Origin of the sequence: Labrenzia sp. THAF82 (assembly GCF_009363435.1) — a bacterium.
In the GTDB taxonomy this organism is placed as follows: domain Bacteria; phylum Pseudomonadota; class Alphaproteobacteria; order Rhizobiales; family Stappiaceae; genus Roseibium; species Roseibium porphyridii.
This window is the reverse complement of sequence record NZ_CP045354.1, coordinates 2,763,400-2,779,527: the sequence shown is the minus strand read 5'-3', so window position 1 is coordinate 2,779,527 and position 16,128 is coordinate 2,763,400. Positions and strand designations below refer to the sequence as shown.

The window sequence follows — 16,128 nt, the reverse complement described above, 5'->3', positions numbered from 1 at the left end:
AACCAGGGTTGCCATTACCGCCGCGCTTCTATCCCGCCTGCGTATGTAGCGTCGTCGACTGCTTCCAGCCACTCGGCGACAGAACCGTCCAACTCTTCCTGAATGGCCAGATGTACCATCGTGGTGTTTGGTCCGGCTCCGTGCCAGTGCTTCACACCTGGTGGGATCCAGACGACGTCGCCCGGCAGTATCGACAGCTTTTCCTGTCCCCAGACATGGACGAACCCGGCACCTTCCAGAATGTGCAAGGTCTGTCCAAGCGGGTGGGTGTGCCAGTGGGTGCGCGCCTTCGGTTCAAACGTGACCCTTAGTGCCCGGACCCGTGCCGGTGCAGGTGCTTCTATCACCGGATCCTGCCAGACAGAGCCGGTAAAATACTCTGGATTGGCACGTTTGGTCGGCCGGGACCCGGCCTCAAAAACGGTTAGGACACTCATGACACCTCCTTACCTGGCGGCGGTACACTTCAAACGTTTCGCCTCTTCGGCCAGTTGATCAGAACCACCCCGAGAATGGCAAGGCAGATTCCGACAAAGGTCTCAATATCAAGCGTCTCAGATAGAAACACGACCCCCAGAAAGACCCCAACGCCGGATCGCAGGTAGGCCTGACTGGCCGTTCCCATGGCTCCGAGTGTCGACAGAAGACGGAAATAGATCAGAAATGCCAGAGCCGTGCAGGCCGTGCCGAGGAAAATCGCAGCGCCAATGCCCATCAGGCTGGGCGCAAGTTGCCAGGGACTGTCCACAATCAGACTTGCAGGAACAAGCACCAGTGCTGAACATAGAAGTGTCCCGCAGGCCGGAACGATAGGGTGCATACCGGCAAACAGTCTGCCGCGAAGAGCTGCAAATCCGTATAGCACCGCACTCAGGAGAACGGCCAGTTGCGGCAATAGATTCTGCCCCAAATCATCCAGCGCGCCTGTGCCAACAATGAGCACGATGCCCGCAAATCCAAGAAGTGCACCAGCCAATTGTCTGGCACCCGGCCGGTTTCCGCTTTGCAGCAACACAAACGAAAAGGCAAAGACCCAGAGCGGCGATGTTGAGTTCAAGACACTGGAAACCGCGGTACCGGCATATTGTTGCCCCCAGGCAAGCAACATCCACGGGCCGGTGCTGTTGACCAGCGACTGAACCATGAACAAGCGCCAACTACGTGCATCCAAAGGCAATCGGATGCCCCAAAAGGCCATTATTGCCAACAAGATGACCGACGCGAGAGCAACGCGAATGGAAATCAACGTCGTTGGCGGGATCGTTGGCAGCGCAAGAGCAATCCACATATAGGATGAGCCCCACAACAGGGCGAGACACCCCAAAAGGGTGTATTCAAGAGCGCGACTTTGCATGAGAGTATTTTGTTCTAGCCGAGGAGCGCACGGCTGTCGTCCGGTGCTTCGGACCGTTCTTCCATGCCGTAGTCCCGCAGGACATGTGCGACCCGAAGCCGGTAGTCTTTGAAGTAACTCCCCCTGCCCACTGCCTGTGCCTTGCGGTGTTGCGTCAACTGACGCCATTCGTTCAAGGCGGCTTCATCACGAAAGTAGGAAAGGGACAAAAGCTTTTCGGGATTGGTCAGGCTCTGAAACCGCTCAACAGAGAGGAAACCGTCAATCTGTTCAACAAGTGGGCGCATTTCGGCCGCCACGTCCAGATAAGCCTGCTGTTTGTCCGCATGCGGGATTACTTCGAAAATCACGACAATCACTTTTTTGCTCCCTCGACGGCATGCGGTGCGGACGCCAGTTTCAGAAAGGTACGGTCTTCCCGCAAGATGAATTTTTCCGATTGGGCGAAAGCGTAGTTTTCCTGTCCCAGCGGATCGGCAGCGAGCCGGGCTCGATAAGCTTCGTAAGCCGCCAGGTTTTCGATAGAATAAACACCGTATGCAAGCGTTGACGAGCCTTCATGCGGCGCATAGTAGCCGATCAGATCAGCGCCACATCTGGGAATCGCCTGCCCCCAATTGCGTGCATAGGTATCAAAAGCTGTCCGCTTTGTCGGATCGATATGATAGCGGATGAAACATGTGATCATCATGAAGTCCTTTCCGGTGGTCGGTGGACCGGCTTTGTGCCATGTTGCATGACATCAATGCTTCGATGGAGATCGAACCATGAGGGGAAAATCGTGAAAGAAGGTCCAGACATTGCCCGCATTGGCGCACTGATAGGTGATCCCGCGCGTGCCAACATGCTGGGCGCACTCTTGAGCGGCAAGGCACTGACCGCCACGGAACTGGCAGCAGAAGCCGGTGTCACCGGTCAAACCGCAAGTTCCCACCTTAAAAAGCTGATGGAGGGTGGCTTGCTCTTGCAGGCCAAGCAAGGCAGGCACCGCTATTTCACGCTTGCCGGTCCTGAAGTCGGCGCTGTACTCGAAGCTGTGATGGGACTGGCCGCACGCAAGGGCCACTTGCGCACACGTACCGGACCAAAGGATCCGGCAATGCGAGCTGCAAGAGTTTGTTACGACCATCTGGCGGGCGATATGGCCGTGCGCATCTTCGACAGCCTGCATTCGCGTGACTTTCTGGCTATTACCGGTGCAAAGGGCGGCTTTGGTCTGACCGAAAACGGAAGCAGTTTTGTCAGGGAGATCGGGATCGATCTCGACGCCTTGACCGCAAGTCGGCGGCCGCTCTGCAGAGTGTGCCTCGATTGGAGTGAGCGCCGAAACCATCTTGCCGGCAGTCTGGGCGCTGCCTTGTTGACCCACTTCATTGAGAAGGACTGGCTGCGTCGAGACCGAAACAGCCGAACAGTGCGGTTCTCGCCAAAGGGGCAAGCCGAGATTAGGCAGCTTTTCCCGGTGGACTAGACTTTTCAGGTCGTCAGCAAACTTGCCTCAGACCCAATCGACAAGATGGGGTCAATTCAGCCAATCACCCGGAAATGAGGCGGCACAGTTCGATCCAGCTCGAAACATTGCCTGCAATTGACCTCTTATGGTGTTCAGGTCGAACACCAAAAGGGAAGACAGTCGTGGAACAGATCTCTATCTACCTGCCAGGAATTCTGCTCGCCTATTCGGCGTTTTTACTGGCAATTGCCAGCCCGGGCCCAAACATTCTCGCAGTTCTTGGAACATCCATGAGCACTGGCAGAAAGTCGGGCGTGTCATTGGCACTCGGTGTCGCAGCAGGATCTTTCACTTGGGCTGTCCTGACGGTGCTCGGACTATCCGCATTGCTCGCCGCCTACGCTTCTGCTCTGACGGTTATCAAAATATTCGGCGGAGCATACCTGCTCTGGCTCGCTTACAAGTCTCTGAAATCTGCAGCATCACGCCATGACCTTGAGACCCGAGAACTCGAAGGCGGCAAACGCACGCCCAGCGGATATTTCATACGCGGCTACATCATTCAGATGATGAACCCCAAAGCGGCATTGGCCTGGATCGCGATCATATCACTTGGTCTGAAAGCCGATGCACCTTTCTGGGTCGGCGCAGTGATTGTTATCGGAACCTTCATCATGTCCGCGGCGATACACACTCTTTATGCGCTGGCTTTTTCCAGCTCGACCATGATTTCCGTCTACAGCAAAGCTCGGCGCACGATACAGCTGCTGCTTGGTGGCTTCTTTGCCTTTGCAGGATTGAAGCTCCTGCTCAGCCGTAACTGAGCGTGCGTGCGACAACAAAAAACCCGGCAAAAGCCGGGTTTTGTCTAAGAGGTCGCGACGTTCGGGGCATAAGAACGCCGTGCGGTATTTTGTTATTCTTGGGGCCCGATCGGGTTAGGCCCGTTTTCTGGAGGCTCTGAAAACCTCCTGAACATTTGGCAGGGCTTCGCGCCATGAACGGTAGAGACGTGACGGCAACCACGGAAGGCGGTCCCGGTTATAGTCCTGGCGATGCCGAACCAACATGATTTTGGCCGTGTGCACGTTCATTATTCTTCTCCTTCTGCAGCTCGTTCAGTTTCGAAGCAGCTGCGTGATGAAATGAATAGTAGGTGCACACCGTGCACATTTCAAGAGTGCACTATGTGCATTTTCATTAAAAAAACGTCATTTTCTCAAGGATATTTAATTTACACGCAAAAATAACAGGCAAGTTGTAGTGGGCAGCTCGAATGTCTCGGATGTTGCCAGCACGTTTGCAAATTACAAGGAATTGGCAGGTCTGCGACGCGAAGGTCACTAGTAGACCCGCTTTATAGAAACAGGCGGCAGAGTTCATGGCCGGTCTTTATGCGGCCAGAAGCACAAATTCGAACGACTGCACTTCAAGACACGCACTGACATTAAAAAAGCGGACCTGTAGGCCCGCTTTTTTCCTTTAAACTGTCCGTATCCAAATTGGCTGAAGAATTGACCTTCAACCGTTCTATTCAGCCGCTTCCATCCGAGCCGGATCGTAGTTCAGGATCGGAGCCAGCCAGCGCTCGGCGTAGGCAACATCCCACAACTTGCGTTCGGCATAGTCTTCCACCTGGTCCTTTTCGATCTTGCCAACACCAAAATAGTGGCTGTCAGCATGGCTGAAATAGAGCCCGGAAACAGACGATCCCGGCAACATCGCACGGCTTTCGGTGAGCTGTATCCCGGTCAACCGTTCCGCATCAAGCAGTCTGAACAAAGTGTCCTTTTCAGTGTGATCTGGCTGAGCAGGATAGCCTGCGGCAGGACGAATACCCTGATATTTTTCGCCGATGATATCCTCAACCTGCAGGGTCTCATCCGCTGCATATCCCCACAAGTCCGTGCGCACGATCTGATGAAGCTTTTCTGCAAACGCTTCGGCCAGCCGGTCCGCCAGAGCCTGCGAAAGGATCTTGTTGTAGTCATCCCCTTCCTTTGCATACCGGGCAGCCAGGTCATCCTCGCCATGGCCTGCGGTGACGGCAAAACCGCCAACCCAGTCCTTGATCCCGCTATCCAGCGGAGCGACGAAGTCACTAAGCGCCACGTTTGCGCGTCCACCAGCCGAGCGAGCCATCTGCTGACGCAGCGTATGAAAAGTGGCGAGCGTCTCAGTGCGGCCTTCGTCTGTAAACACTCGGACATCATCGCCAACCGCATTGGCTGGCCATAAGGAAGCAACTCCACGTGCTGTCAGAAGTTTCTTCTCAACGATTTCGTCAAGCATCCGCCGAGCATCATCGTAAAGCGCTTTGGCCGCCGGACCGTAACGGTTGTCTGTCAGCACAGCCGGGTACCGGCCCTTGATTTCCCACGTTGCGAAAAAGGGTGTCCAGTCAATAAGCGGAACGAGCTCTTCCAAGGGGAAATCGTCAAAGACTGTTGACCCCGGTTTCTTGGGCTCAACAGGCGGCTTGCCGGCAAAATCGGACTGAAAGGCATTCTTGCGCGCATCTGCAAGCGAAGTGCGCTTCTGACCACCGCGCCCGGCTGCGTGTTTCTCAGCTATGTCTGCATATTCGGCACGTACATTCGCAAAATAAGGCTCACGCCCGCCCTCGCTCATCAGCTTGGAGGCCACGCCAACGGCACGGCCAGCATCGGTAACGTAGATCGCCTGCCCCCGCTCGTAATTCGGATGGATTTTTACAGCCGTGTGGATCTTGGAAGTGGTGGCACCACCAATCAGAAGCGGAACGTCCAGCCCTTCGCGCTCCAACTCGGCCGCAACGTGACACATTTCGTCGAGCGACGGCGTGATCAGACCAGACAGTCCGACCATGTCGACTTTTTCGGCTTTGGCTGTTTCCAGGATCTTGGCGGCAGACACCATGACCCCCAGATCAATCACCTCAAAATTGTTGCACTGGAGTACGACGCCGACAATGTTCTTGCCGATGTCATGCACATCACCCTTGACCGTTGCCATCAGGATCTTGCCGGCGGAAGAATGCCCTGTAAGGCCTTGCTCTTCCTTTTCCTTCTCCATGAAGGGCATCAGGTAAGCGACCGCTTTTTTCATCACGCGAGCGGATTTGACGACCTGCGGCAAGAACATTTGCCCGGATCCGAAAAGATCGCCGACCACGTTCATACCGTCCATCAACGGACCTTCAATAACGTGAAGCGGACGATCGAATGCTTGTCTGGCTTCTTCAGTGTCTTCGACGACATAGTCGGAAATGCCGTGAACCAGCGCGTGTTCGAGGCGCTTGGCAACACCCCAGGTGCGCCAGGTCAGATCGGCTTCTTTCCGCTTGCCACCCTCACCTTTCCAACGCTCTGCTGCTTCCAGCATACGGTCCGTGGCATCGTCCCGTCGGTTCAGCACAACGTCTTCGCAAAGCTCCCGCAGCTCGCTTTCCAGATCGTTGTAAACCGCCAGCTGCCCGGCATTGACAATGCCCATATCCATGCCGCGCTTGATGGCGTGGTAGAGGAAGACCGAATGCATTGCTTCACGCACGGCCTCGTTGCCCCTAAAGGAAAAGGACAGATTGGATACCCCACCCGACACATGCGCATGAGCCAGGTTTTCGCGGATCCAGCCAGTCGCCTCAATGAAATCGACACCGTAGTTGTTGTGCTCTTCGATACCAGTCGCAACGGCGAAGATATTCGGATCGAAGACAATGTCTTCCGGCGGAAAACCGACTTTCTCAGTCAACACTTTGTAGGACCGGGCACAAATCTCGGTCTTGCGTTCGAACGTGTCGGCCTGACCATCCTCGTCAAATGCCATCACCACCACGGCTGCTCCGTAGCGCCGGACAAGCTTCGCCTGCTCGATGAAAGCCTCTTCGCCTTCTTTCAGCGAGATGGAATTGACAACGCCTTTGCCTTGAATGCATTTCAAGCCAGCCTCGATCACGGTCCACTTGGAGCTGTCGATCATAATCGGCACTTTGGCGATATCCGGTTCGGCCGCAACGAGGTTCAGGAACGTGACCATGGCTTCCTCGGAATCCAGCAGCCCCTCATCCATGTTGATGTCGATGATCTGAGCGCCATTTTCCACTTGCTGGCGCGCCACGTCGAGTGCCGTGGCATAGTCGCCTTCCTTGATCAGCTTCCGGAAGCGCGCAGAGCCTGTCACATTGGTGCGTTCGCCCACATTGACGAAATTGGTTTCCTTTGTGACGACAAAGGGCTCAAGACCCGACAGGCGCATATGCCGATCTATTTCTGGAATTGCACGCGGTGCCTTGTCAGCAACGGCTTCGGCAATCGCGCGAATATGCGCCGGTGTGGTGCCGCAACAGCCCCCAACCAGGTTGACAAGGCCCGCCGATGCGAACTCCTCGATCAACCCTGCCATATGTTCGGGGCTCTCGTCGTATTCACCGAACTCATTTGGCAGACCTGCATTCGGATAAGCGCATACCAGGGTATCGGCAACCCGTCCCAGCTCATCCACATGCGCGCGCATTTCCTTGGCGCCAAGGGCACAGTTCAAACCAATCGCGAGCGGCTGCGTATGCCGGACCGAATTCCAGAACGCTTCAGGTGTCTGACCCGACAACGTACGGCCGGAAAGATCGGTAATCGTACCGGAGACGATCACTGGAAGTTTTTGACCTGTTTCCTCAAAAACCTCATCAATGCCGAAAAGAGCCGCCTTTGCATTCAACGTATCGAAAATGGTTTCGACAAGCAGAAGATCAGCACCACCGGCGATAAGGCCTCGAGCTGCTTCTGCATATGCGATCCGCAAATCATCAAAAGATACAGCGCGGTAGCCGGGGTTGTTAACGTCCGGGGAGATTGATGCGGTCCGGTTGGTCGGCCCAAGGGCTCCTGCAACGAAACACGGCCGAGACGGATCATTTGCCATAACCTGGTCGCAGGCTTCGCGTGCAAGTCTTGCACTTTCAAAATTCAGTTCGTAGGCCAGTTCCTCCATCCCGTAATCAGCCTGGGCAATGGTCGTGGAGGAAAAGGTGTTCGTCTCGACGATGTCAGCACCGGCTTCCAGATAGTCTATATGGATCTGCCGGATTGCTTCGGGTTGCGTGAGGCTGAGCAGGTCATTGTTGCCTTTGACGTCACTCGGCCAGTCCGCAAAACGTGACCCTCGATAAGCGGCCTCGTCCAGTTTGAGCAGCTGGATCTCCGTTCCCATTGCACCGTCCAACACAAGAATGCGGGACTTTGCAAGGTCGTTGAGGCGCTCAAAGGCATCGGAGGTTTTCACTGTTTTTCCTTCCGGAGGATCTGCTTTTCAAGCGCGGCGACGTGTTTTGGGGTCAGCTTGCGCTTATCAATTTTAAACGTAACGCGGGCCGCGAAGTTTGCGGCCTCGCCATTGAGAGTTTCTCGAACGCTGCGACCGGTTTCCGGTCAGGCAGCCAGACCTTTTTGCTCGCTCTGGCCCATACCCAGCATGTGACAGATGGCATAGGTCAGATCGGCACGGTTCATTGTATAGAAGTGGAAATCATTGATGCCGCGATCGACCAGGTCCATGGCCTGCTCACAAGCAACCGAAACTCCGACCAGTTTGCGTGTCTCAGGATCGTTGCTCAGACCGGCAAAGCGGCGTGCAAGCCATTGCGGAATGGACGTGCCACACTTGGCCGAAAACACCATGGTCTGTTCAAAATTATGGATCGGCAGGATGCCGGGGATTACGGGAATGTTGATGCCGGCTGCCGCAATCCGGTCCAGATAAGCATCGAACACGTCATTGTCGAAGAAGTACTGGGTGATGATCCGGTCAGCGCCCGCATCGACCTTGCGTTTCAGATTGTCGATTTCGGTCTGCCAGCTTCCGCTTTCCGGATGCTTTTCCGGATAACCGGAAACCGAGATGTCGAAATTGGCAATTTTCTTGATCCCCGAAACAAGGTCGGAAGCATAAGGATAACCGTTGTTGTGAGGTGTATAGCGCGTGCCTATGCCCTCAAGAGGATCACCGCGCAGCGCGACCAGATGACGAACGCCCAGATCCCAGTAGTCTTTGACGATCCCGTCAATTTCTTCTTGTGACGCACCGACACAGGTCAGGTGTGCGGCTGGCGCAAGGTCGGTTTCCTTCAAAATACGTTCAACTGTCTTGTGTGTCCGCTCACGGGTTGATCCACCTGCCCCGTAGGTCACGGACACAAAAGAAGGATGAAGCGGCGCCAGACGCTGCACCGTATTCCAAAGCGTTTCCGCCATCTTGTCGGACTTTGGCGGGAAAAATTCAAAGGACGCCGTAATTGGCGTTGGCGCGGCCTGATGGGACCTGCGGTTGGAAACGGAATTCATAATCAAGCAACCTCTCGGGAAGAATTCGGAGCCGGCAGATCCGTAACGACACGGCGGTCGCGGGCCAGCCAAAGAGTAACAGTCAGGTTTGTTTCGCTGTCGTCGCCGGGAACGAGGTCAGTCACCTGCTCCAGGTCGAGATCAAGAGCTTCCAGCCAACGCTCCATTTGGTCTTGCGCAAAACCAAGCCGCCGGTGGGCATGGTTCTCACGCAGAAACTCCAATTCGTGCGGGGCGAAATCGATTACGATGAGCCGACCACCCGGACGCAACGCCCGAGCCGCCTCGCTCAGAGCCCTGGCCGGATCGTCCAAGAAGTGCAGCACCTGATGAATGGCCACGACATCGAATGAGCGCGGCGGCACGTTCAGCGCGTAAACATCGCCGTGGCGAACCTGCGCGTTGACCAGACCGGCTTTCGCAAGATTGGCGCGCGCAACGGCAAGCATGTCATGGGATGCATCAATGCCGAGCGCAGAGACATATTGATCGGAAAAGAGCTCAAGCAAGCGGCCTGTTCCGGTTCCAAGGTCAAGAAAGGTCTGGAAGGGTGTTTCGCCGAGCGCTTTGCGCATCGCAGCTTCCACATCGTCTTCTGACACATGCAAAGAACGTTCCCGATCCCAGGTCAATGCCCGTGCTGCGAAGTAAGCCGCAGCTTCTTCGGCCTTGGCCTTGCGAATAGCCTGGAAACGCTCTTGATCAGCGGCAAGGACCGGATCGTCCTTTGAGATGCGCGCAACGAGCCCGCGCACGAGTTCTCCCTCCGGTCCATCGGCCAGGCGATAATAGACCCAGGATCCTTCCGGGTAGCGTTTGATGAGATCGGCTTCAGCAAGCAGCTTCAGGTGCCGGGAGATGCGAGGCTGGCTTTGCCCAAGGATTGCTGTCGCATCCTTCACGGTGAGTTCACTTTCCGCCAGAAGCGCCACAAGACGCAAACGCGTTGCCTCTCCCACGGCCCTCAAAGCGGCCAGGGTATCGTCTACGGAAAGTGTCTGCTCGTCGGTCATGCTCAGGTACTGCTCATCAAGCATCAATGTCGATATAAAGATATCTTTATATCAATTAGATGAAAGATGCAAGCACGAGGAACATTTGCGACATGGTTTGGTCAAAATGCGTCGACCCCGCAAGACCGAAACGCGTAGTCGGCTTCCAGAACGCAAAAAGGCCCGCAGAAACTGCGGACCTTTCGTGGCAGGAATGCCAGATTTCTTAGTGGCAGGCAGGCCTGTCACCCGGCAGCAGCACTTTGTCGATGACGTGGATCACGCCGTTCTCGGCTTGAATGTCGGCGATGATAACATTTGCTGACGCTCCGCTGCCGTCTGCGATTTGAACACCGTCACCCGAGCGCGTGATGCAGGTGCGCTCGCTGGTCAAAAGCGGCTTGAAATAGTTTGAACCAACCGGAATGTTGCTCGAAGTCAGCTTACGGTCGTCAACGTGATAAAGCAGGACGTTGGTCAGCTGATCCTTGTTTTCCGGCTTCAGAAGGGTCTCCACCGTGCCTTCGGGAAGTGCAGCAAATGCGTCATTGACGGGGGCAAATACCGTGAACGGGCCTGGTCCCTGCAAAGCGTCCTGTAGTCCAGCGGCTTGAACAGCAGCAACCAAAGTACTGAAGCGCTCATCGCCTCCGGCGATATCTACGATTGTCTTTGCGTTTGAAGTACCTGCAAAAAGACACAATGATGCTGCTAGCGCGAGAACGCTCTTTTTCATGGACTCTACTCCTGATTTGTCGAATTACAGAGCTGAGTACGGCGCGAATATTGAGTCAGATCAGCTGGTATTTTATAAAAAAAAGAAAAACTATTTTCGATTTATTCCGAAAGCAGTCCGGAAGAGTTGAACGATCGCACAGCGAACGCACTAGGCGAAACTCGAGGCAAAGGCATTTAGAATTGGAAAAGTAGTTTTGGCGGGCTCAAACCCATCATGCCGCTTGTTTTTGGCGCTTACATCATCGCACCCAGCGATTTTTCGGTAAAAACACGGATGTAGTCTCCGGGTGAAGATCCTGCCCAAAGCACCCAGAGACGAAATGGATCGTCGGGATCGATCCAGACATAGTCACCTGGTTCCAATCCCCTGAGATCAGTGCTGATGTAATTCACGGAGTTGTTTGCCAGGAAATCAGTCGCGTCCAGGGTATCTGGGAGCGCTGCAATTCCAAGAATTGGGGCATCAAAATCCACATACCCCTCGTGAACGCCGGACAAGCTGTCAAAAAAGACATAGTGGCTCGCGACCGTTGTTCCTTGCGGGATCATGCCGCGATCACCACCGATATCGACCCTGATCGGCTCGCTCAAAAGTATGTTCTGATCCTCGTCGAATGCATAAAGATGATCTGTATTGAAGTTGTCATGTCCAACCGAAAACGGAACCGACGTATCGAGCAACTTGAATTCGCCATTTCCATTTTGGCGCAGAACTTCGCCGTTGATCACAGTGGCAACTGCAGGCGACGACACAACAAAACCGACACAAAGAACTGCTAGCAGACGAGACATCCCACCCCCAGATGGATAAACGAAGCAAGAGAAGTATGTCGCGCGACGGCATCAACTGACACTAACGGATTGGTGATCGCATTCTCACGACCAGATGCAGTGCCGATCAGACCGCTCCCGTCAACAGCCCTGCTCCCCCAAAGACCAGGAGGTTCAGACCGGCAAGGGCAAGCAGGCCAAAAGCCACGCGCACGAACAGGCGCTGCGGTACCCTGTCATGCAGCGCAAAGCCTGCCCAGATACCCATCAGCGTAAAAGGGACGAGAGCGGCGGACGACAAAAGACCAGAAACCGAAAACAACCCAAGTGAAGCATACCCACCTGCCTTTGCAAGATTGAGGATGAAGAAGAACATCGCATTTGTTCCGACAAACGCTGACTTGCCCAACCCCAGGCTGAGGAACGTTCCTTTTATCGGCGGACCGCCCGCATGCGCCACAAATCCGGCGAACCCCGACACAAGGCTTGCAATGAAGATTTTCACGGCGCCCAAACGGCCATGTTTGCCCGCAACTGTTTTGTCTCCAAAGACCTGGCGTACCACAAACCAGAGCGCCAACAGCCCGATGCCGATCTTTAACAGGTTGGGATCGAGGCTTGAAAACCCGATCATTCCGAGACCTATCCCGATGCCGGCACCCGGAAGAAGAGCCATAATCGTTCGCGCCTTCCAGGAGGCACGAAAACGCCAGACCGAAACAATGTCAATCAAGAGAAGAACCGGGAGCAACAGCGTTGCCGCCGATTGCGGTGGCATGGTCAAGGCGACGAGTGGGACACCGAGTATGCCCAGACCACCCGCAAATCCACTTTTGGAGATGCCGGTCAGAAAAACAGCCAGTGCGGCGAGGAGATAGGCTTCAAACGTCATGAGCTGCAATCTAGCGCTCAAAACAATGCGAAAAGAAACGATTTTACATGCTACTAAAAATCTGATTTTGTGATTTTAATGTCTCTTGATCTCCGCCATATAGAAAGCTTTGTCGCAGTTGCCGACACGCGCAGCTTCTCGTCAGCTGCAGAAAGAACCGGCACGGTACAGTCGGCTGTGAGTGCTCACATTCGTCTCCTGGAGCAGAGACTATCCCGAAAACTGGTAGAGCGCGGACGCGGCAAACCCGTCAGCCTCACACATGATGGAAACGCCTTTCTGATAAAGGCGCGCCGCCTTTTGGTACTGGCCGATGAAGCCATGGAAGGATCCTCAATCAGTGGAACAGCTTCGCCCATCCGGCTTGGCACCACAATGACGTTCGCCTTGTCAGCGCTGCCGCCTGCCCTGGCCAGATTTGCAATGGCGGCACCGGACAACCCGGTAACTGTTACGACAGCGCGCAGTCACGACCTTCGGGATCTCCTCGACAACGGCAGCATCGACATTGCTCTGGTTCTGGATCAAGGACCACATACCGGACGCATTGAGACCGTGCCCGTACCACTCGTGTGGACCGCCGTTCCATCCTTTGCATATGAGAGTTCAAGACCGCTGCCACTCGCATTCCTGAATGACGCGCGCGATCTGCGCCGTCACGCTCTCACCGCGCTAGACACTGAGCCGGAAAGACAGACCGAATTGCAATTCCATGCCGACCCGGTTGGCCTCAGAGCTGTATTGCTTGCCGGTCTGGCTGCAACAATTCTGCCGCGCCCGGCCTTGTCCGAGAAACTGATCGACATTGGACCGCGTTTCAAGCTTCCCCAGCTCGGTGCAGTTCCCGTCTCAATCTACGTGGCCGCAAAGCAAGAGCGTGAAGCGGTGCGCACGCTGGTGGAAGAGCTACATCGTCAGATTGATCGTAACCCCCGCTAGAGCGAGGCATTTTCTGCTATGCCTGGAAAAAGCATTTGCATCAGGCTGATGCTGTTACAACAAAGATAGATGCAGTGAGGTGCACATGTTCCCTGCCGCTTCTGTCAATCAACACCTTCCGCAAAAGCGGTTCGATCTGCGGTCGAAGATCCGGATCTTCTCGAACGATCTTTCCCAATGCTCCAACCCTGAGAAGAACGTCCATCGTTTCCTCAATACCACCGCAAGAGACAGGCACTTTGTGAGGGGTGATAGCAATATCGTGAAATCCGGCACCTTTCAGTATCTTTCGAATAAAGACAGGCTCTGAAAAGCTGAACGGCGTTTGATCGACCCTGGCAAGCATTCCCGAAGCTTCAAGAGGCAGCAGATCCAACTCATTGTCCTGAAGCTCAGCCCAGCAACAAAATCCCAGCTTTCCCTCAGGCTTGAGCATTTTCTGAAAGTTGGCAAAGGCGGCAGCAGGATCTTCAAATGCCATGATACCGAAACGCGAAAAGACCGCATCAAAGCTTCCATTTGGCAAGGAGACGGTCTGTGCATCTGCTTCAATCAACTTGATCTGGTGAAAGGATTGCGTCCGTTCCTTCGCAATAGCCAAGAAGGTTCGGGACACATCAACACCGACAACCTGCCCGGTCTGTCCAACTCTTTCAACAAGTTGCAAAAGGCTTTGCCCCGTGCCGCACCCAACATCGAGGACATGGCCACCAGCGTGTAGTGCCAAGGCTGCCATAGCTTGAAGTCCAAGGGGTGAAAGCTGCCGGTCGGTCAACGGATAGACCTGTGCCCAGGCTTCTTCATGAAGAGTTTTTTTCTTGACGCCTTCCATCCTGTTTTTTCCCCCACAAAAAAAGCAGGCGCAACCTCTGCCTTGGGAGAAATCAGCAGAAGAACACCCCGTTTTGGCGATTGGGGAGCAAAACGGTCGCTTGCGCCAAAGCGCTGGTCTGGACCCCAATCCAGTTCAGACTAGATGGCTTGAGAGCACCGACAATAAGGCATTCCATTCGGAGAACTGCTTCCATGAGCTCATTGCCGCCACTTCCCTACAATAACTGGGCTGACACCAAGGACACGCTGCATTTGTTTCTGCAAATGATTGGAAAAGTGCGGCTGAAGGCGCATCCGAAACTGAACCACTGGTGGCACGTCACGCTATATCCTCACGTGCGCGGCCTGACAACCGGACGGATCCCTTATGGCGATAGCGGTTTTGAGATCCTTTATGACATGCTCGACCACAAGGTCCTCATCGGCAGAAACGATGGCGTGCAAAAGTCGTTTTCGGTTTCCGGGCTGACAGTGGCAGCCTTCTATGAGGCACTGTTCTCGCGTTTGGACGATCTTGAGGTCCCTGTAAAAATCGTCAGCAAGCCTTATGACAACAAATCGACTGTCCCCTTCCCCGAAGACCATGCTCCCCGCGCATATGACCGGCAAGCTGTTTCGGATTTCTGGCGCGCGCTGTGCCGGATCTCAAGCACGTTCGAAACCTACAGGACCAGTTTCGTCGGCAAGCAAACACCTGTTCAGCTTTATTGGCACTCGTTCGATCTTGTCGTGACGCGCTTCTCAGGACGTGCACACCCGCTTGAAGGTGGAACACAGGCCGACAAGGAAGCTTATTCTCATGAGGTCATATCGATTGGTTTCTGGCCGGGCGATGACAGTTTTCAGGAACCGGCACTCTACGGCTATGCCTATCCGGAACCGGCGGAGATGAACCAGATTGCGCTTCAACCCGGCAGCGCCTTTTGGGCGGAAAAAAACGGCGGGGCTCTCGCCATATTGAAATACGAAGACGCACGAAATGCCGACGATCCTGCGAAGGAGATCTTGTCCTTCCTTAATAGCCTTTATGAAGGCGCAGCCGTGAAAGCTGACTGGCCCTTGGCGGATCTGAAGCACCGGTCGTTTTGACAGGAAGGCAGACAGGTCACATTTTCGTCTCTGACTTGAATTCGGTTTCAACTGCGCAAAGCGGAACAGGAAGGATCGGCCAACATGCATATCGGATTGATCGGAGGGATTGGACCGGCGGCAACCGACTTCTATTACCGAAAACTCATTGGAGCTGCTGCTGCGATCAAAAAGGACCTGGAGCTGACGATCGTTCATGCGGACACTTCAACGCTGCTGGCGAACCTGATCGGAAACAATGAAGCTGCGCAATGCGCCATCTATGCAACCTTGACGGATCGCCTCGCCGCTGCAGGAGCACAAAACGTCGTGGTGACATCAATTGCAGGTCATTTCTGTATTGACCGATTCACCGAAATATCTGCTCTGCCGGTGATTGACCTGACAAAGGTTCTTTCAAGCTGGTTGCAGGAAAATGGTATGCAGACAGTTGGCATACTTGGAACCGAAACTGTCATGAGTTCGGCCATGTATGGGAAACTCGCACCTGTGGACGTACGAGCGCCGGGTGGCGACAGTCTGCACCAGGTTCACGAAGCTTACATCACCCTTGCCCGAACCGGCCAGCCGACTGATGCCTTGCACAAGGTCTTTCTGGAAGCCGGCAAGAGACTAATTTCCGATGGCGCTGAAGCTGTTTTGTTGGGCGGCACGGATCTGAATGCCATCATGAGCCCCGAAACGTCTCCGTTTCCGCTTGTCGATTGTGCGAGCATTCATATCGAGGAGATCGCACGCTTCATATAGAC

At 54.6% G+C, this 16,128-nt stretch carries 17 protein-coding genes; 5 read left to right on the top strand and 12 right to left on the bottom strand.

The genetic code is table 11. The features are described 5' to 3' along the window. Nucleotides 1-14 precede the first annotated feature (14 nt). The 4 genes from FIV00_RS13060 to FIV00_RS13045 are packed head-to-tail and all read right to left on the bottom strand — an operon-like array spanning nt 15 to nt 2,042. Entirely contained in the window at nt 15-437 is a 423-nt protein-coding gene (locus FIV00_RS13060; protein WP_152501156.1) for a cupin domain-containing protein, read from the bottom strand. 29 nt (nt 438-466) lie between these two features. Continuing rightward, on the bottom strand, nt 467-1,354 hold the full coding sequence (locus FIV00_RS13055) for a DMT family transporter (RefSeq protein ID WP_152501155.1): 888 nt from the start codon (nt 1,352-1,354) through the stop codon (nt 467-469). A 14-nt stretch (nt 1,355-1,368) separates the two neighbouring features. Further along, a complete protein-coding gene (locus FIV00_RS13050; RefSeq protein WP_152501154.1) occupies nt 1,369-1,713 on the bottom strand; it encodes an antibiotic biosynthesis monooxygenase in 345 nt (114 codons plus the stop codon). Further along, nucleotides 1,710-2,042 (bottom strand): NIPSNAP family protein, encoded by a 333-nt coding sequence (locus FIV00_RS13045; protein ID WP_152504251.1) that lies wholly within the window; start codon nt 2,040-2,042, stop codon nt 1,710-1,712. The genes FIV00_RS13050 and FIV00_RS13045 overlap by 4 nt, the downstream gene beginning before the upstream one ends. 93 nt (nt 2,043-2,135) lie before the next feature. Here FIV00_RS13045 and FIV00_RS13040 point away from each other — a divergent pair, with 93 nt between their 5' ends. Continuing rightward, a complete protein-coding gene (locus FIV00_RS13040; protein ID WP_152501153.1) occupies nt 2,136-2,825 on the top strand; it encodes a helix-turn-helix transcriptional regulator in 690 nt (229 codons plus the stop codon). Between the two features lie 164 nt (nt 2,826-2,989). Further along, nucleotides 2,990-3,631 (top strand): LysE family translocator, encoded by a 642-nt coding sequence (locus FIV00_RS13035; RefSeq protein ID WP_152501152.1) that lies wholly within the window; start codon nt 2,990-2,992, stop codon nt 3,629-3,631. A gap of 114 nt (nt 3,632-3,745) precedes the next feature. On the opposite strand, the gene FIV00_RS29790 is transcribed toward FIV00_RS13035, so the two are convergent. From FIV00_RS29790 to FIV00_RS13005, 7 genes are all read right to left on the bottom strand, one after another. Further along, the gene (locus tag FIV00_RS29790; protein WP_173005979.1) at nt 3,746-3,901 is read right to left on the bottom strand and encodes a hypothetical protein; all 156 of its coding nucleotides are present in this window, start codon (nt 3,899-3,901) and stop codon (nt 3,746-3,748) included. A 436-nt stretch (nt 3,902-4,337) separates the two neighbouring features. Next, nucleotides 4,338-8,066 carry a methionine synthase gene (gene metH, locus FIV00_RS13030; RefSeq protein ID WP_152501151.1) on the bottom strand — a complete coding sequence of 1,243 codons (3,729 nt, stop codon included), beginning with the start codon at nt 8,064-8,066 and terminating at the stop codon, nt 4,338-4,340. Nucleotides 8,067-8,212: 146 nt separating this feature from the next. Beyond that, nucleotides 8,213-9,124, bottom strand: a complete 912-nt coding sequence (gene metF / locus FIV00_RS13025) for a methylenetetrahydrofolate reductase [NAD(P)H] (RefSeq protein WP_152501150.1) — start codon at nt 9,122-9,124, stop codon at nt 8,213-8,215. Nucleotides 9,125-9,126: 2 nt separating this feature from the next. Then, the gene (locus FIV00_RS13020) at nt 9,127-10,137 is read right to left on the bottom strand and encodes a metalloregulator ArsR/SmtB family transcription factor (protein WP_152501149.1); all 1,011 of its coding nucleotides are present in this window, start codon (nt 10,135-10,137) and stop codon (nt 9,127-9,129) included. Nucleotides 10,138-10,342: 205 nt separating this feature from the next. Then, nucleotides 10,343-10,852 carry a fasciclin domain-containing protein gene (locus FIV00_RS13015; protein WP_152501148.1) on the bottom strand — a complete coding sequence of 170 codons (510 nt, stop codon included), beginning with the start codon at nt 10,850-10,852 and terminating at the stop codon, nt 10,343-10,345. 236 nt (nt 10,853-11,088) lie between these two features. Continuing rightward, a complete protein-coding gene (locus tag FIV00_RS13010; RefSeq protein WP_152501147.1) occupies nt 11,089-11,646 on the bottom strand; it encodes a hypothetical protein in 558 nt (185 codons plus the stop codon). 106 nt (nt 11,647-11,752) lie between these two features. Beyond that, nucleotides 11,753-12,517 (bottom strand): sulfite exporter TauE/SafE family protein, encoded by a 765-nt coding sequence (locus FIV00_RS13005; RefSeq protein ID WP_152501146.1) that lies wholly within the window; start codon nt 12,515-12,517, stop codon nt 11,753-11,755. 78 nt (nt 12,518-12,595) lie between these two features. On the opposite strand from FIV00_RS13005, the gene FIV00_RS13000 reads away from it, so the two are divergent. After that, a complete protein-coding gene (locus tag FIV00_RS13000; RefSeq protein ID WP_152501145.1) occupies nt 12,596-13,456 on the top strand; it encodes a LysR family transcriptional regulator in 861 nt (286 codons plus the stop codon). A gap of 40 nt (nt 13,457-13,496) precedes the next feature. Here the strand turns inward: FIV00_RS13000 and FIV00_RS12995 are convergent, their stop codons facing one another. Continuing rightward, on the bottom strand, nt 13,497-14,288 hold the full coding sequence (locus tag FIV00_RS12995) for a class I SAM-dependent methyltransferase (RefSeq protein WP_247649381.1): 792 nt from the start codon (nt 14,286-14,288) through the stop codon (nt 13,497-13,499). A 194-nt stretch (nt 14,289-14,482) separates the two neighbouring features. On the opposite strand from FIV00_RS12995, the gene FIV00_RS12990 reads away from it, so the two are divergent. Together FIV00_RS12990 and FIV00_RS12985 are read left to right on the top strand one after the other, a co-directional pair. Further along, entirely contained in the window at nt 14,483-15,379 is an 897-nt protein-coding gene (locus FIV00_RS12990; RefSeq protein ID WP_152501144.1) for a DUF5996 family protein, read from the top strand. Between the two features lie 84 nt (nt 15,380-15,463). Next, nucleotides 15,464-16,126 (top strand): aspartate/glutamate racemase family protein, encoded by a 663-nt coding sequence (locus FIV00_RS12985; RefSeq protein WP_152501143.1) that lies wholly within the window; start codon nt 15,464-15,466, stop codon nt 16,124-16,126. Nucleotides 16,127-16,128: the final 2 nt, after the last annotated feature.

Excerpts from the sequence above, each read along its gene's own strand:
- FIV00_RS13060 (WP_152501156.1), bottom strand. The coding sequence starts at position 437 with ATGAGTGTCCTAACCGTTTTTGAGGCCGGGTCCCGGCCGACCAAACGT.
- FIV00_RS13055 (WP_152501155.1), bottom strand. The coding sequence starts at position 1,354 with ATGCAAAGTCGCGCTCTTGAATACACCCTTTTGGGGTGTCTCGCCCTG.
- FIV00_RS13045 (WP_152504251.1), bottom strand. The coding sequence starts at position 2,042 with ATGATCACATGTTTCATCCGCTATCATATCGATCCGACAAAGCGGACA.
- FIV00_RS29790 (WP_173005979.1), bottom strand. The coding sequence starts at position 3,901 with ATGAACGTGCACACGGCCAAAATCATGTTGGTTCGGCATCGCCAGGAC.
- metF (WP_152501150.1), bottom strand. The coding sequence starts at position 9,124 with ATGAATTCCGTTTCCAACCGCAGGTCCCATCAGGCCGCGCCAACGCCA.
- FIV00_RS13020 (WP_152501149.1), bottom strand. The coding sequence starts at position 10,137 with ATGACCGACGAGCAGACACTTTCCGTAGACGATACCCTGGCCGCTTTG.
- FIV00_RS13015 (WP_152501148.1), bottom strand. The coding sequence starts at position 10,852 with ATGAAAAAGAGCGTTCTCGCGCTAGCAGCATCATTGTGTCTTTTTGCA.
- FIV00_RS13010 (WP_152501147.1), bottom strand. The coding sequence starts at position 11,646 with ATGTCTCGTCTGCTAGCAGTTCTTTGTGTCGGTTTTGTTGTGTCGTCG.
- FIV00_RS13005 (WP_152501146.1), bottom strand. The coding sequence starts at position 12,517 with ATGACGTTTGAAGCCTATCTCCTCGCCGCACTGGCTGTTTTTCTGACC.
- FIV00_RS13000 (WP_152501145.1), top strand. The coding sequence starts at position 12,596 with ATGTCTCTTGATCTCCGCCATATAGAAAGCTTTGTCGCAGTTGCCGAC.
- FIV00_RS12995 (WP_247649381.1), bottom strand. The coding sequence starts at position 14,288 with ATGGAAGGCGTCAAGAAAAAAACTCTTCATGAAGAAGCCTGGGCACAG.
- FIV00_RS12990 (WP_152501144.1), top strand. The coding sequence starts at position 14,483 with ATGAGCTCATTGCCGCCACTTCCCTACAATAACTGGGCTGACACCAAG.
- FIV00_RS12985 (WP_152501143.1), top strand. The coding sequence starts at position 15,464 with ATGCATATCGGATTGATCGGAGGGATTGGACCGGCGGCAACCGACTTC.